Source organism: Amycolatopsis antarctica, from assembly GCF_002262875.1.
In the GTDB taxonomy this organism is placed as follows: Bacteria; Actinomycetota; Actinomycetes; order Mycobacteriales; family Pseudonocardiaceae; genus Amycolatopsis; species Amycolatopsis antarctica.
Map to the genome: position 1 here is coordinate 106,076 of NZ_NKYE01000021.1, position 13,841 is coordinate 119,916.

A 13,841-nucleotide genomic window follows, 5' to 3' on the forward strand; every position below is an offset into this window, starting at 1 on the left:
GGACGAGGATGACGGAAACGACTCCCGAGAATGCGGCTCTGTGGCTTCCGAAGCGGGGGGCGCGGTTCGAACTGGGACCGGCCCCGTACACCGCGCCGGCGGCGGGAGAAGTCGTCGTGCGGGTGCGGGCGATCGCGGTGAATCCGATCGACGGCATGCCCGGTTTCGCCTACCGGCTCATCCTGCCGTGGCTGAACTTCCCGGCTGTCGTGGGTTCGGATGTCGCCGGCGTGATCGTCGAGGTCGGACCCGGCGTGACCCGCCTGCGCCCAGGCGACCGCGTGGTGGGCGCCGCGGGCGGCATCGAACAGAACCGCAACCGGGCTGCCGAGGGCGCCTTCCAGCGCTACGTGGTGCTCAAGCAGAGCATGACCGCCACCCTTCCCGACGACCTGTCCTTCGAGCAGGCCGCAGTGCTGCCGCTGGCCGTGTCGACCGCCGCTTCCGGGATGTTCCAGCATGACCATCTCGCACTGCCGTTGCCCACGATCGACGCGGAGGACCGACGGGAGACAGTTCTGGTGTGGGGCGGGTCGACCAGCGTGGGCAGCAACGCGATCCAGCTCGCGCGTCATGCCGGATACCGGGTCGTCGCCACCGCCTCGCCACGGAACTTCGACTATCTCCGCTCACTCGGTGCCACGGCAACGGTCGACTACCACAATCGCACGGCCGCAGACGAGCTCATCGACGCGATCGGCGACAGCCCGCTGGCCGGCACTCTGGCCATCGGCAACGGCTCCCTCAAGCCGACCCTGACGATCGCGTCGGCAGTGCCAGGCAGCCGCCGGATCGCATCCGCCCAGCCGGCGCTGCTCACTCGAGTCAGCTCGTTGTTGCGGCGTCACAAGGGGATCCAGGTGAGTTCCATCTGGGGCGGAAGCCTCAAAGACAACGAAGTCGGTCCCGGAATCTACGTCGACTTCCTGCCCGCGGCGCTCGCCAAGGGCACGTATCAGGCCGTCCCCAACCACGTGATCGTCGGTGCGGGACTCGACAAGATCCCGGACGCGCTCGACCAGCTCCGGAAAGGTGTCTCCGCGAAAAAGCTCGTCGTCACGATCTGAGGGGCCGCTGCACGAAGCTGCCGCAGCGGGTTCGATCGCGGTGGCCGCCAGGGGCTCGAACTCTGGACGCGAGGATCGAAAGCCAGCGGGTTCGATCGCGGTGATCTTGAAACGGTCGCCGATTGCAGGGCTCCTACATGCGGGTTTGGCGATTCCAAGATCATGTCCGCGACATGGGTTGACCTGGGGTCTGCCTCGTCCGCGGGGGCTGGCATTGCCGTCTGACCGAACGGGACGAAGGCAGGCGTGTGGAGGTTGGTGGGGTGCTATCTCGAGGCCAAGCGTGCCGTGGGCATCGCGTCGAAGCGGTGCTGGTGAAGGTGGCAAAGTTTCTCCTGGCCTGCGCGAACCGGTTACCCCGAGGATGCAGCACGGCATTTCAAGGGTTACGCCGTGCTGGTGATCGGCGCATAGCAAGGCGAGGCGGCCGGCGTTGCACGGGGTGCGGAGGCCCCACGAGCTCGCGGACCGGTTGCGCCCTAACTGGGTGCGACGTTCCACGACTGCGAGGCCGCCCCATGCCGGAGGTCGCGCAGTCGGACCGGTGCAAGGCTCGTGCAACTCCTTGAACTCGTGACTGAACAGGTCGAGGCGGCAAGGCATTCCCTCTGGGGTGGTGAACAGATGCTGCCCTCCTTTGGTTCGGCAGGGACCTTCAGGCGAGCAGTCAGGTAGCGAGGCGGCAAACCGGCGATGACACGATCAAGAGCGACGGTCCGTGCTCGTAAAGACGTGCCCTGTGCGCGACGGACAACTGTCACTCTCCGCGCTTGAAATACCTACCTCGATGAGAATGGACGGCGACAATCAGGTGTTGCCTTCCGGTGAGGCACACCAAGAGTAGAGCCGGCGGCCGGTTCATCCTGAGCAGGCTTGTTTTCTCCCGAGGGGAGGGTTACCCGGAATGGCTCATTACTCATCTGTTTCGCGAATTGGGAACCCCTGCGGCTCGGACGGCATCCTAGGGATTGATCGAGAACTGACCGTCACGGGAGGGACTGACATGACGCCAAACGATGACACGCAACTGTCACCGGCTGGACGGCGAGGCATTCCTTGGCGGGTGGTGCGCTACGCGATCGGCGCACTGGTCGCGGTGATCGCACTTCTCGGGTGCTCATCCGGTGACGGTGAAGGCTGGGTTGTCCCTGGCGTGGGTGATGAACAGGGCAACAGTGGCAAGAACATCATTGTGATCGAGGAATGGGGCGTAGAATTCGCGCTGCCCGATACGATCAGCGCCGACGATGTGACCATCGCGCATCATCCGACTGAGCCGGGTGAGCCTGAGAACGTCGCGGTCAGCAGTGCGATATTGGCCGGCAAACTCATTACCGATCTTTGTGGGGGCACCGCTCTCAAGCGCGGCGAGTTCGTCAGCATCTACCGGTCGGACCGGCCTGACGACGACACCGTCCCCATCGGAGACCACCACTTCCGAGTGTATGGCAGCCTCGCCGACGACATGTGCTATGACGCGGAAACCAGTTCGACTTACCTGGTGGACAGCGTGAACGAGACCGTTCAGAAGACGCTGACCACTTCCTGACAGTGAATCTCTTTGGCCCGTAGGACGGCAAGATCCGTCTCGGCCTCGTTTGAAAATGGACAGGGCATCGAACGATGTAGGGGGACGCAATTATGCGGCAGTTGACCGAGAGCGCCCTCATGCGCGCGGAGCAACTGGTCGATCGCGAGCCGGACCGACTGTTCGTCTTGACGGCGCCGAGTGGTGACCTCGAACTGTACGAAACACCCGGTGGAGAGCTGGCGGTGTGGGCGTATCGCGATATACGGGACCTCGTGACTTCGTGTGGCGGCGGCCAGCCGTGGATGCGCGCGAGCGCGGTCGAGCTGGCGACGACCGCGCGGGCGGTCGGCGTGCCGATCCTGGTCGCGCTGGATGTCGGGCATCCCGACGGAGCCCGTTACCCCGAGCCCGATGCGTGCCACCGTGAGCCCCTCCCACAGCTGAGACCAGCCGCCGCGCCGCCGCGCGTGTGGATACCCACGCGGCCCCCGCGGGACGGCGTGCGGCAGGTGCAGGTCGAGTTGCACGCCGCCAGGCGCGGCGAGCCGATGTTGCCGGTGTACTCGACGGTGGCGTCGTTGCGCGCCGGTTGCGGTCCGCACCAGGCTGCTGTGGCTGTCCGGCCGGAAGACATCGCCGGGATCGTGCGGGCGGTCGGAGCACGCGGTGTGGCGGCCGACGCGGTCCTGGCTGAACGGGCACGGCACCAGGCGCCGGTCGTCACGTGGACGGGGAACAACCGGTCGGGAGGAGCGAGGGACTATGGACACGACTGACGGTGGGCTCGGCAGCGGCTTCTGGGCCGAACCGGAAACGCTCACGCAGCTAGCACGACAGGTGTTCGAGGCCTCGGAGACGCTGTCGGCGTCGACCCGCCAGGTCCCCAACGCTCCGGACGCCGGCGCCTCGTCGGCCATCGTCGGCACCGCACTGGCGCGCGTGCAGACCGCTGGGACGGTGCTCGTCGAAGTACTGGCTCAAGTCGCGGGCAAGGTGGATACCGCGCGCGGTCGCTACGACGCCATCGACAACACCGCGGCGGGCGCGTTGCGGTGGGAGAAGATCCCGCACCAGACACCGCTGACGGACCTCGTCCGGGGAAACGACTTGCTGGAGACGAAACAGGACATCGTCGATCTCGTCCAGCCGTCCGGACCGGATTGCACCGATCCCTACACCGCGGCCACAGAGTCGGATTGCCAATCTGAGCATGGAACGGAGCGCCTACCGTGACCGGGCAGCTCAACACCACAGTAAACGGCCACCCGGGCAGCTGCATCGAAGCGGCGGACTGGCTCAGCGCGTTCGATCGTAACGCCGAGTCCGCCGTGGACCGCTGCCACGACGCGAGTGCGATCGCCGACTCCGGCTGGAACGGCCCGGCGAGCGCGGCATTCCGTACGGCCATTATGGATCCGCGCCTTACTTGCAACGATCTCGCGTTCACCTGCCGGCTGTACGAGCAGGCGTTGCGGGACTTCGGCGAAGCGTTGGAACGTGTCGTCGGCGCCATGAACGACGCGCTTGCCCACGCCGGCGACAACGGGCTCGAGGTGCACGGCCCATTTGTTCTTCCCCCTGAGCCTCCGCCCACCACAACTGTCGAAGACTTCACCGATCCGGCCCAGACCTATGCGGACATCAGCGAGAAGACCGTCGGCTACAACACCAAGGCTGAAGCGTTCAACGAGTGCAGTGACCTGGTCGCCGACGCACGCCGCCGGGAGGGAGAGGCGCATGCGAACCTGCTCGACGCGCTGACACCGCTCGACGACGGGTCGGAGCCAGCACTTCCGAGCGGCGGTGTCGATGCCTGGTCAGTGGGTCAGACCGTCCTTTCCGGAGCCGTCGACTATGTCGAGTTCGCCAAGCAGGGCCAGCTGGAGGCCATGCGTAACGCGGATCGCTTCACTCAGATGGGCATGGCGTTCTACCAGGTCTCGATGGGAGCGCTGACCGATCTGAAGCCGGGCGACCGGGATCAACTGGAACAGGCATTGCGGGCGATGCGTGGAATCACGGCGGCCGACGGCGTCCAGCAGGAATACTACAAACGCGCCGACGAATACCTGCAGTTGCTTGACAAGGCGCCGAAGTCGGTGGAGCTGATCGCGAAGAAGTTGCCTTATGCTGGAAGTCTGCTCGAATCGGTCAACCAGGCACTTGGTGCCGTCAAAGGCGAGCAGAGCTGGCCGGAAGCCGTCGCCAGGACCGGTGGTGTTCTTGCCGGATCGTTCGCCGGCGGGGTTGCGGGGTCCCAAGTCGGTGTCTTTGTCGGTGGGCCGGTGGGAGCGGTCCTCGGCGGGGTCGGAGGGAGCGTTCTCGGCGGGATTTCTGCCGAACTGGGGCTTGACGTGATCCTGCCCGGCGAGGAGCCCGATCCCTACGCCCAGCCGAAGGTGTACTTGAAGTCCTCACCACTTGGATGACACTGCAGCAACGCAGGTCGACCGAAGCATAGGCGACCTGCGTTTGTTGATGAATGTTCGACGCGATTTCCTAGGTTACGGTGATTCCATGGAAATACCTGTAGTCATGTGGCTTGTGTTCGGCGGCTTTGCTGTTGGTGGTGTCTGCCTCGCCGTACAGGGCTGGCGCATCGGCCGCCAAAGTGTCAAGACCCCTGGCAACTGGCTACCCACTCAGGGCGTCGTTGTGCGATATCACTGGAAGAATGTAGCTCGAACAGGTAACCGTGATCAGTTGGCCTTTCCAGTAGTGCAGTACGCGGGCCCCGACGGTCGGCACTACGAATTCATCAGTGACGTCACCATCGATACGGGCATCTACCGCACCGGTAAGCAGGTCGGCATTCTTGTCGACCCCCGCGCACCGGGCAATGCGCGGCTCGCGAGTGCGGACGCGACCGTGAAGACTACCGGCTGCCTCTTCGGTGTACTTGGCTGTGGCCTGGCCGGTATCGGCCTCGTTGCCACCGCCATCTTTCTCTTCGTAGTGACCCGATGAGCGGATTCCGCCATATCTCCTCAAGTCTTGGGCCAGGTGCGCCGGTAGCGCGGCGACCCGGGGACCGCTCGACCCGGATTGAAACTTGCTGACGTGGAAACCTTTCTGATACTTTCCTCGTGGGCAACTATACGAGGGGGTTTCGGTGATCGATCGACAGCAGGCCAGCGAGGCGCTCGCGGAGGTGAGCGGGCGGCAGAACCAGGTGTCGGCAATGGTGTGGCGGCGAGGAGTGCCTGCGTGGTTGGTGGGGGTGCTGGCCGCGATCCTGCTGCTCTTGGCCGTGGCGTCCGATGTCCGAAGCCAGATCCCGTCGTGGAACGGGCCCTTCCTGAAGTGGGGCGTTCCCGTGCTGGGGGTGCTGACAATGTTGACGTTGGTGCTGGTGGTGATGCACCGCAGACTCGGGTTGCGGCCACATGGCCCGGCCGGTCGCGCGTACCTCGCGCTGAGCTGGCTTCCGGCCGCCTACTTCGTGCTCGCCATCGCGATCGGGATCCCGCTGCGGGCTAACGACGTCTCGTGGGACCAGACGCTGTCCGGGGTGCCGGCGATGGCGATCGTCCTGGCGGTGGGCGCGGTCTGGCGGACGGTCGGCATTCGGCGCGCGGACGGGCAGCGGTGACCGCTCCCGCGCAGCCGCCCGGTTTCAGCGAGTTGATCCACGCGCCAACCCGGCTGTCGCTGATGTCGCTGCTCTCGGCCACCCGCTGGATCGAGTTCGGGCGGCTGCGGACGAGTCTGCAGCTGAGCGACTCGGCGCTGTCCAAGCAGATCACGACCCTGGAACAGGCAGGGTTCGTGGCGGTGCAACGCGACGGGATCGGTCGCGGGAAGCGGATGCACCTGCGACTGACCCCGGAGGGCAGGATCGCCTTCCAGGCACACGTCGATGCGTTGCGGGCGATCATGGACCGGACAGCGCAGGAGGGTCCGGACGACGACCCGAACTGGCCCGGGGTTCCGCCGGGCCTCCCGTCGGCCAATGCCGCGACGTCGGAGCGGGAGGCCCCGCGTCGCTAAGAGCCCCTAACAGGTTGTGGTGCCGTTGTGGTGGTTGCGGAGTCGGCGCCAGGCGATGAGCCCGCGGGCGAGGGTGAGGAAGCCGTGGTGGATGTCGGTGCGGCGTTCCCAGCGTTCGGTGAGACGCCGGAATTGGTGTAGTAGAGCGAGGGTCTGTTCTACGACCCACCGAAAGCGTTGGTTGTTGTCGCGGGTGCCGCGGTGGTTGATCAAGGGGCGGATTCCGCGCTGTCGCAACAGGTTCCGGTATTTATCGTGGTCGTAGCCTTGGTCGGCGACGAGGACGTCGGGCTTCCGTCGTGGGCACCCCTGCCGACCTCGGATCGCGGGAACGCCGTCGACCGGCGGGATGAGCTGGGTGGCGTCTCGTTGCGGTTGCCGCCGGTCAACGTGATCGCCAGCGGCACACCTTTACTCCGGCAGCCGGACGGCGCACCCGGATTTCGGTGGCATCCAGGATCGCTCCCCGCAAGTTCGTGTCCAGATAGGACACCACCTGGTCCGCCGCGCAGTCTCTCACCGGTCTCGGCCCTGCACCCGCGCTCGGCCAGCAACGGCCGGATCTCACCGATCGCGCGCGTGATCGTGGAACGGTCCACCCGAACCCGGCCGCCAGGACATCGTGGCTGGTGGCATGTCGCAGATGCACCCGCGTTGCCAGCAACCGGTCAACGAACACCAGCCGGTACTGTGTCCCCGCCCCGGGCACCTTGATCCACAACCATGCACGAGGTCGCTAGGGGTGAGGCGGGCCTCGGCGGATTCTACGCGCGGCGGTTGTAGGCGATCAGTGACAACGGAGCGAACACGGCGACGAACGCGGCCATCCACATCAGCGTGAACATCAGAGGCTCACCGACGGGGCCTCCCATCATCAGACCGCGCACGGCGTCGACCAGGTGCCCGATCGGGTTCCATGAGGCGAAGGTCTGCATCCAACCCGGCATCGTCTCGACCGGAACGAAGATGTTGCTGGCGAACGCGAGGGGAAGAATGATGACCGCGCCGAGACCTTGCACTGCCATCGGGTCTTTGATCGCCAGGGCGAGAAGTATCAGTGCCCACGACACCGCAAGGGCGAACGCGAGGGCGAGAGCACATCCGGCGAGCACCGACCACACGCTGGTCTCGAATCGGACGCCGAGCAGCAGTCCGAATCCGATGAGCGCGGTGAGTGAGACGAGCTGCCTGACGATGTCGCTGCCGATGGCTCCGATGAGCGGAGAGATGCGAGCGATGGGGAGGCCGCGGAATCGGTCGAAGATGCCATCGGAGAGGTCGGTGCTGAGGGAGACACCGACGCCCATTGTGGCGAAGAGCGTCATCATGCCGAGGATGCCAGGAAACACGTACTGCAGGTACTCGCCGGTGTTGCCCGAGATGGCGCCGCCGAAGACGTAACCGAAGAGCACGAGGAAGATCGCGGGACCGATGATGACGTCTGCGAGTCCTGCCGGGCGGCGGCGGAGCTTGACGATGCCGCGCCAGGAGAGAGTCGCGGACTGGATCAGCACTTGTCCGAGGCCGACGTGCTTCGGCAGAAGTGTGTGGGTCGCGGGAAGCGTTGCTGCGGTCATGCTGCTTCCCCTTCCTCGTTCTTCTCGTCGGCAGCGGTCGTACGGTGTCCGGTGAGCGTCAGGAAGACGTCATCGAGGCTGGGGAGGCGCAGCGAGAGTTCGCTGACTCCGATGGCGGCCTCATCGAGGCTCCGTACGATCGCGGGCATCGCCTCGCCATCGGTCACGGCCGCGCTCAGCTGTCCGGTTTGCGCATCGACTACCGGGGCGGCGTCGATGATTCTCCGGACCCGGTTCGTAGCTTCTTCGAGCTGACTGGGGTCGATGAGACGTACGTCGAGTGTCTGGCTTCCCATGCGCCGTTTGAGGCTGTCCGGTGTCCCCCGTGCGATGACCTTGCCGGCGTCGATGACGACGATCTCGTTCGCTAGGTGATCGGCTTCTTCGAGGTACTGGGTCGTAAGCAGCACCGTGGAACCCTGCGCGGCGAGTCTGCGGATCATGGCCCACGTCTCACCTCTGCGGGCGGGGTCGAGGCCGGTGGTGGGCTCATCGAGGAACACGACCGCAGCTTCGCCCATGATGCTCGCCGCGAGGTCGAGACGGCGACGCATCCCGCCGGAGTAGCTCGTAGCGGGCTTGGTCGCAGCATCGGCAAGTCCAGCTTCTTCGATGAGCTCGCAGGCGCGGCTTTTCGCCTGTTTGCGGGACATGCCCAGCAACCGGCCGATCATCGTGAGGTTCTGGTAGCCACTGAGGTCCTTGTCCACCGAAGCGTACTGCCCGGTGAGGCCGATGAGCTGCCGTACCTGGTGGGCGTCTCGAACGACGTCGTATCCGCAGACGCGGGCAGTGCCCTTATCGGCCTTCATCAGAGTCGCGAGGATGCGCACCGTCGTGGTCTTGCCCGACCCGTTCGGGCCTAGCAGCCCGAGCACGGAGCCGGGCTCCACGGCGAAGTCGACGCCGTCGAGCGCGGTGGTGCCACCGAATCTTTTGACGAGGCCGCTCACCTCGATTGCCGGGCCGTTGCTGTACTGAGCCATGCGCTTCCTACGTTCTTCGTCCTGCGCGGCCTGGGCTCGCGGCTGCTTGCCTGCGGCGCTGTCCGCCTCAGAGTCGCTGTGTTCCCGCACCGCGTCGAGAAACGCTTTGGGTTCATCGGTCCAGAGGTAGATGCGGTCGACGACCTGCTCGCCGCCCTTCGGCGGCAGACCGGGAAGGGTGATGGTCGTCGGCCGTTCCAGGACGACCTCGATGTTGGTTTGGCCGGTGATGTCCACCACCAGTGATCGGCCTTCCCGGTCGTCGATCACGCTCGGGGTCTTGGGCTCGTAGTTGCGGTTCTTCAGCCCCACCGAGTAGACGTCGCTCCAGATGACGTGGGCATCCATATCGAGGCCGTCTCGCACACGGATGCCCTCGCTCCCGACCGTGTGGGGTCGCATGAGGTGGGCGCACAGGAACCCGGTCATCCATACGAGCCCCCAGATGCCGACGATGAGCAGCGGGATTCTCAGCCAGAGCCACTGGTGCACGATCAGGTCGATGGCGACGATTTCGAATGCCGAGACCGCGATGAGGGTGATGAGCACCGCGAGGCTCTGGGAGTGGTAATGGAAACCCTTGGCGTCGTGGGCCTGCCAGGGCTTGCGAGCAATCGCGCGGCCGATGGCGACGTAGATGATCTTCTCGATCCCCGTACCTCGGGCAATGAGGGCTTTGGCGCGGCTCGGTTCGGTCTGCGGGATTCGGGTGGCGGTGCTCATCTGTCGCCCTCGGCTTCCGTCTGCTCGGAGCTCGTTGATGTGGCGAGGTGGGCGATGATCGCGTCGATGCCCTGTTCGAGTGCATCGAGGTGCTCCGGTGCGACCACGCCGCGCAGTTCGGCCTCCAGGCGAGCGTGTTCCTCCTGCATTCGGGCCATCGCCGTCTCGCCGTTCGGGGTGAGCTTCACCAGCACGGCGCGGCGGTCGGACGAGTGGGGAACGCGCTGCACGTACCCGTGCTGCTCCAGCGCGTCCACGAGGCCGGAGATGTTGCGAGCTGTCACCGACAACGCCTCGGCGAGGATCTGCTGGGTGGACGGACCGCTCAGCGTCAGCGTCCACAGGACAGCGGCCCGCGACTCCGTAAGCGGAGTGCCGGCGAAGGCTCGGGTCATGTCCCGCTGGAACATGCTCGTGACGGCCATGAGCTTGTCTACGATCGCGGTACGCATATCAGTACCTTACTACATTAAGAACATAGGTAACTACTTTCTCGGCGCCGAGCAGAGAGGGAACGTAGCCCGGACGGTCCGGACACGACCACACGGGAACCCACCGGTCGCCTCGACCTGTACACGTGGCAGGCCCGGCGGGTCCGGCTCGTCGCCGAGAACGACATGGTCGTCGGCTTGTAACTCGGTGTCGGGGATCCGCTGCATCCACCGCGATCGAGATTCGGGACGAGCCGCACTGGGCGTGGTTGTACTCTCGCCGCACCGGTCCGCGACCGGCGGCGATGATGCCCGCCGCGATCGACACCGACCGGCTCTGGGCCGTGATCGACCAGTTGCTCGTCGCGCGCGCGGCAAAACCGGCTCGAAGCACCACCTGATCTGCGATGGCGGTGGTGCGCCTCTCGTGATGACGCTCACCGGCGGACACCGCAGGTGACATCACCCAGCTCATCGCGCTGGTGGACGCCGTTCCCGCGATTCGTGGCCGGCGAGGGCGTCCACGGCGAAAGCCCGATGTCATCGTCGCTGACATCGAGGCTGGACCTGCCGATTGCGACGTCGCTTACCGCGATATCGAGGTCTCGCACTGTGTTCAGCGCGAGCGAAAGCGTGATTGCCGGGTCAGCATCGGTGTGAAGGCGAAAAGCACCACAGGTGGTCGCCTCCAGCTTTCGCACATCCGGTACTTCGCACAACCGTGCGCTGATCTCGGCAACGGCGTGGTCGTCCGCTCCCACGGTGATGGTGACGGTGTTGCCGTCGGACAGGGCGCGAGTGAGCGCATCGGGTGTGTCGAGGGCGAGCAGTTTGCCGCGGTCGACGATACCGACGCGGTCGCACAGCTTCGTGGCCTCATCCATGTCGTGCGTTGTCAGCACGACTGTGACGCCTTCGTCGCGCAGCGCGGCGACGCGGTCGTGTACGAAGAGTCGCGCCTGGGGATCAAGAGCATTGCTGGGTTCGTCCAGGAACAGCACCTTTGGCCGGTGCATGAGCGCGCGGGCGATCATCAGCCGTTGCGCCTGACCACCCGACAACGTGTCAACCGACGCTTTCAGGTGGTCGGCCAGTCCCATCCGGTCAAGGATCTGGTCGACGCGACGTTTGCGCTCGGCCGACGAAACACCGTGGTAGGCCGCATGGAACAGCAGGTTCCGCCGGACGCTGAGCGAGCGGTCGAGGTTGTTGCGCTGAGGGACGACCGCGAGCAACCGCCGCACGCTTCTGGAGTCGGCGACCACGTCGACGCCTTCGACGAGCGACGCATGGTGGAAGCGTGGGATAAGAAGATCGTCGCTGACAGTCCCTCGACGATGTTGTGTGGCCTGCGTATCGCGCCCCGTGCGGCGATCTGAACGACATCAACTCTCCGGCCAGCGAGGTCGCATGCCTGATTTTCGCCGCGGACGTGGTCTTCGGTGTCCAGGCCTCCGAATACGTCGAGGGCAGGGCCGCGCAGCGGTTGCTTGACGCGTGGCGGGACGGGCTCAGTTCCTTGCGTCCCAACGATTTCTATCCCGTCGGGTCGCCTCCTGCGCTCGACCGGGGCAGCTTCCTCCGGTGACTGGTGTCGCAGAACGGGTACCGTTTGCTGCGGCGACACGTACACAGTGCCACGAGAAACCGGTCGGACCGCACGACGACACCGTCATCCACCGCTATCTCCACCGGGCCCTCGATCAACACCGGGCCGCCGGGGACCACACGGACCCTGCGACTCGGCTGGGCGTTCTCCGTTGTCATACCGGTGCCTCACATCTGTTGTCCTCGCACGATTTTCCGGCCGCACACCACCCGCGGCGGTCGCACTCCGGTACGGACCGGGTTCCCCGAAGCGCGTCACGGGCAAACCCTGACCGGTGGCCGCTGACCTACGAGCCCTGCCGCGAGACCCGGATGGAAGACGCCACGGCCGCCGGTTTCACGGGGACGGAGATCGGCATCGGCGACCGCGGCCGCCGCACCGCCGGGTGCGCACCGCTGGCGCACGAGTCGGCGAATCGCTACGCTAGCGATGCAGCTCGCCGCTCGGTGCCCAGACTCCGCACGCTTCCGGCGATCCATCTCCAATAGCCGGCCAGCATCCCCGTGCTCGCTTGAGACGGTGCCCAAACCTGGCCGGCAGGAGCGAGCCGATCGTGACAGCAACAGTATCCGGGCCCAACCTGGCCGATACCGGACACAGCGCACCTTCCCGCATCCACGCCCCGGTCCGCTTGGTCAACGAGGTCGCGGTGGTGCGGATGCACGGCGACGTCGACGCGCGTACCGCACCCGTCCTGGCCGAGCGTCTGGCCCAGGAGTTGCGTCGATCAGACCGCCGGGTGGTCGTCGTGGACCTGCGGGGCGTGGGTGTACTGGAACCCGCAGGTCTGCAGGTCCTGATCACCGCCCAAGAGCGTGCGCGCGAAAAACACGTCGCGGTAAGGATCGTCGCGGATGCCCATGCCGTCCTCGAGTACCTCACGCTGACGAGCAGGGCACACACGCTCATCGTCTTCCCCGTGTACGCGCACGCGGTCCAGCTACTCCGTGGTCACATCGGCCCGATGCCTCCTCCCGTACCCCAGCAGGGGATCGAGCAACGGCTGCACGCGGCCGGAAACCCGCAGTAGCAGGCCGCAATCACGCGGCGTTCATCGCCCGACACCGGTCGCACCACGGTCCACAGGGCTGGACATGCCTGGCTGCACCTCGCGGCAGGTCCACAAAGCCCCAACTACCGCATCCGTGGCGAGCGCACCTTCCCGAACCACTCGATCGCACATTCGGCTACGAGCTCGTCACCGCGATACACGTGGCGGTTCGACGTCTCCGCTCCGCGTCCGTGAATCATGTCGAGATTGCCGGTGGTCCGGGCCGGACGGACGGCCCGCCGATCCCGGCAGTGGCAGGTATGGCAATTCCGGTCGACCGGTGCCGTACCCGGGTTGTCGCCCCGGCGTAAAGATTACGACCACGGATTGCCGAACACGTCCTGGGGTCGAGGCACGACATTGGAGGAAATTGTTGGGTACTCATGATCTGCACATCGCCACCAGCGAGACCGAGAACGCCGTGATCGTCGAGGTCCGCGGCGGAGTCGATGACATGACGGAGCCACAGTTTCGCCGCCAACTCCTGACCGCCGAGTCGCTGCCGCCGACCTCGCGCGCAATGGTCCTGGACCTACGCCAAGTCGATTTCCTCGGATCGGTCGGACTGACAGCGCTGGTGCGCGCTCGCTTACGGGCCGAGCGGGCACAACGCGAATTGATGATCGTTGCGGCACATCGCTGCGTCGTCACACCGATGAGGATCACCGGCATAGACAAACGCATTGGCTTGTACGGCACGTTGGCACTGGCTCTCGAGGAGCTCGCCACCACGCGCCTCACGGCACTGCGGGGCTGCTGAATGATTCTGTGACAGCAGGTTAGGCCGCCGTTGTGGCGGTCTGGGTCATGATGGCTTCGTACTCGATGGGGGTCAATCTGCCGAGTCGTGCTTGGCGGCGTCGGCGGTGGTAGGTG

General features: G+C 65.6%; 15 protein-coding genes and 1 pseudogene. 11 read left to right on the top strand and 5 right to left on the bottom strand.

Annotated elements, in window-relative coordinates:
• Positions 1 to 8: 8 nt before the first annotated feature.
• The 8 genes from CFN78_RS26070 (at position 9) to CFN78_RS26110 (ending at position 6,588) form a co-directional block, all read left to right on the top strand.
• Positions 9 to 1,067, top strand: coding sequence for a zinc-binding alcohol dehydrogenase family protein (locus CFN78_RS26070; RefSeq protein WP_094865676.1), 1,059 nt, complete (start codon positions 9 to 11; stop codon positions 1,065 to 1,067).
• A gap of 1,003 nt (positions 1,068 to 2,070) precedes the next feature.
• Entirely contained in the window at positions 2,071 to 2,616 is a 546-nt protein-coding gene (locus CFN78_RS26080; protein ID WP_133116487.1) for a hypothetical protein, read from the top strand.
• 101 nt (positions 2,617 to 2,717) lie between these two features.
• Positions 2,718 to 3,374 carry an SAV_915 family protein gene (locus CFN78_RS26085; RefSeq protein WP_133116488.1) on the top strand — a complete coding sequence of 219 codons (657 nt, stop codon included), beginning with the start codon at positions 2,718 to 2,720 and terminating at the stop codon, positions 3,372 to 3,374.
• The gene (locus tag CFN78_RS26090; protein ID WP_094865679.1) at positions 3,361 to 3,831 is read left to right on the top strand and encodes a WXG100 family type VII secretion target; all 471 of its coding nucleotides are present in this window, start codon (positions 3,361 to 3,363) and stop codon (positions 3,829 to 3,831) included. Before CFN78_RS26085 ends, CFN78_RS26090 begins: the two co-directional genes overlap by 14 nt.
• On the top strand, positions 3,828 to 5,027 hold the full coding sequence (locus tag CFN78_RS26095; protein ID WP_094865680.1) for a hypothetical protein: 1,200 nt from the start codon (positions 3,828 to 3,830) through the stop codon (positions 5,025 to 5,027). The genes CFN78_RS26090 and CFN78_RS26095 overlap by 4 nt, the downstream gene beginning before the upstream one ends.
• 88 nt (positions 5,028 to 5,115) lie before the next feature.
• Entirely contained in the window at positions 5,116 to 5,565 is a 450-nt protein-coding gene (locus CFN78_RS26100) for a DUF3592 domain-containing protein (protein WP_165777714.1), read from the top strand.
• Positions 5,566 to 5,710: 145 nt separating this feature from the next.
• Positions 5,711 to 6,190 (top strand): hypothetical protein, encoded by a 480-nt coding sequence (locus tag CFN78_RS26105; RefSeq protein ID WP_094865682.1) that lies wholly within the window; start codon positions 5,711 to 5,713, stop codon positions 6,188 to 6,190.
• Positions 6,187 to 6,588 (top strand): winged helix-turn-helix domain-containing protein, encoded by a 402-nt coding sequence (locus tag CFN78_RS26110; RefSeq protein WP_205660656.1) that lies wholly within the window; start codon positions 6,187 to 6,189, stop codon positions 6,586 to 6,588. Before CFN78_RS26105 ends, CFN78_RS26110 begins: the two co-directional genes overlap by 4 nt.
• 764 nt (positions 6,589 to 7,352) lie before the next feature.
• Here the strand turns inward: CFN78_RS26110 and CFN78_RS26125 are convergent.
• The 3 genes from CFN78_RS26125 to CFN78_RS26135 form a co-directional block, all read right to left on the bottom strand.
• Positions 7,353 to 8,165: an ABC transporter permease gene (locus CFN78_RS26125; RefSeq protein WP_094865684.1), complete on the bottom strand. Its 813-nt coding sequence runs from the start codon at positions 8,163 to 8,165 to the stop codon at positions 7,353 to 7,355.
• On the bottom strand, positions 8,162 to 9,151 hold the full coding sequence (locus CFN78_RS26130; protein ID WP_094865706.1) for an ATP-binding cassette domain-containing protein: 990 nt from the start codon (positions 9,149 to 9,151) through the stop codon (positions 8,162 to 8,164). The genes CFN78_RS26125 and CFN78_RS26130 overlap by 4 nt, the downstream gene beginning before the upstream one ends.
• A 719-nt stretch (positions 9,152 to 9,870) precedes the next feature.
• Positions 9,871 to 10,326 carry a MarR family winged helix-turn-helix transcriptional regulator gene (locus CFN78_RS26135; protein WP_094865685.1) on the bottom strand — a complete coding sequence of 152 codons (456 nt, stop codon included), beginning with the start codon at positions 10,324 to 10,326 and terminating at the stop codon, positions 9,871 to 9,873.
• 72 nt (positions 10,327 to 10,398) lie between these two features.
• Between CFN78_RS26135 and CFN78_RS30170 the strand changes: the two are divergent.
• A pseudogene (locus tag CFN78_RS30170) lies at positions 10,399 to 10,509 on the top strand (type I-E CRISPR-associated protein Cse1/CasA); the annotation flags it as partial.
• A gap of 233 nt (positions 10,510 to 10,742) precedes the next feature.
• Here CFN78_RS30170 and CFN78_RS26140 read toward each other — a convergent pair.
• The gene (locus CFN78_RS26140; protein ID WP_240519697.1) at positions 10,743 to 11,570 is read right to left on the bottom strand and encodes an ABC transporter ATP-binding protein; all 828 of its coding nucleotides are present in this window, start codon (positions 11,568 to 11,570) and stop codon (positions 10,743 to 10,745) included.
• Positions 11,571 to 11,841: 271 nt separating this feature from the next.
• A complete protein-coding gene (locus CFN78_RS26145; protein WP_094865687.1) occupies positions 11,842 to 12,072 on the bottom strand; it encodes a CDGSH iron-sulfur domain-containing protein in 231 nt (76 codons plus the stop codon).
• A gap of 395 nt (positions 12,073 to 12,467) precedes the next feature.
• Here CFN78_RS26145 and CFN78_RS26150 point away from each other — a divergent pair, with 395 nt between their 5' ends.
• Positions 12,468 to 12,944, top strand: coding sequence for an STAS domain-containing protein (locus CFN78_RS26150; RefSeq protein ID WP_133116490.1), 477 nt, complete (start codon positions 12,468 to 12,470; stop codon positions 12,942 to 12,944).
• Between the two features lie 394 nt (positions 12,945 to 13,338).
• Positions 13,339 to 13,725 carry an STAS domain-containing protein gene (locus CFN78_RS29380; protein WP_165777715.1) on the top strand — a complete coding sequence of 129 codons (387 nt, stop codon included), beginning with the start codon at positions 13,339 to 13,341 and terminating at the stop codon, positions 13,723 to 13,725.
• Positions 13,726 to 13,841 lie beyond the last annotated feature (116 nt).

What these genes read in the sequence shown, in the direction of transcription:
- CFN78_RS26090 (WP_094865679.1), top strand. Translation starts at nt 3,361, where the DNA reads ATGGACACGACTGACGGTGGGCTCGGCAGCGGCTTCTGGGCCGAACCG.
- CFN78_RS26080 (WP_133116487.1), top strand. Translation starts at nt 2,071, where the DNA reads ATGACGCCAAACGATGACACGCAACTGTCACCGGCTGGACGGCGAGGC.
- CFN78_RS26135 (WP_094865685.1), bottom strand. Translation starts at nt 10,326, where the DNA reads ATGCGTACCGCGATCGTAGACAAGCTCATGGCCGTCACGAGCATGTTC.
- CFN78_RS26100 (WP_165777714.1), top strand. Translation starts at nt 5,116, where the DNA reads ATGGAAATACCTGTAGTCATGTGGCTTGTGTTCGGCGGCTTTGCTGTT.
- CFN78_RS26145 (WP_094865687.1), bottom strand. Translation starts at nt 12,072, where the DNA reads ATGACAACGGAGAACGCCCAGCCGAGTCGCAGGGTCCGTGTGGTCCCC.
- CFN78_RS26130 (WP_094865706.1), bottom strand. Translation starts at nt 9,151, where the DNA reads ATGGCTCAGTACAGCAACGGCCCGGCAATCGAGGTGAGCGGCCTCGTC.
- CFN78_RS26125 (WP_094865684.1), bottom strand. Translation starts at nt 8,165, where the DNA reads ATGACCGCAGCAACGCTTCCCGCGACCCACACACTTCTGCCGAAGCAC.
- CFN78_RS26070 (WP_094865676.1), top strand. Translation starts at nt 9, where the DNA reads ATGACGGAAACGACTCCCGAGAATGCGGCTCTGTGGCTTCCGAAGCGG.